General features: G+C 58.1%; 1 protein-coding gene. It reads left to right on the plus strand.

Annotated features, from left to right (window positions below; genetic code table 11):
- Window positions 1-32: 32 nt before the first annotated feature.
- A partial coding sequence (locus XH80_RS02805) for an IS110 family transposase (protein ID WP_271597235.1) occupies window positions 33-401 on the plus strand: 369 nt, incomplete at its 3' end.

Genomic DNA, 401 nt, shown 5'->3' on the forward strand with positions numbered 1-401 from the left:
CTCGAGCGTCAAGTGCAGTGAAGGAGGATATCATGCAGGTCGTTCGGATAGGTCTAGATCTGGCGAAGTATGTCTTCGAAGTTCACGGCGTCGACAATCACGGGAAAGTCGTTGTGCGAAAGAGGTTGCGTCGGGATGCGGTGGCCGGCTTTTTCGCCAATTTACCGGCCTGCCTGGTCGGCATGGAGGCTTCCAACGGTGCACACTATTGGGCTCGCGTGCTCACGGAGCTTGGCCATCAGGTCCGACTGATCAGCCCTCAGTTCGTGACGCCATACGTCAAGTCAAACAAGAACGACCAGAACGATGCGGAAGCCATCTGCGAAGCGGTTGGCCGTCCGTCCATGCGCTTTGTGCCCGCGAAATCAACCGATCAGCTGGCGGTACAGGCCGTCCACCGC

This window comes from Bradyrhizobium sp. CCBAU 45384, from assembly GCF_028128665.1.
GTDB classification, from domain to species: Bacteria; Pseudomonadota; Alphaproteobacteria; order Rhizobiales; family Xanthobacteraceae; genus Bradyrhizobium; species Bradyrhizobium manausense.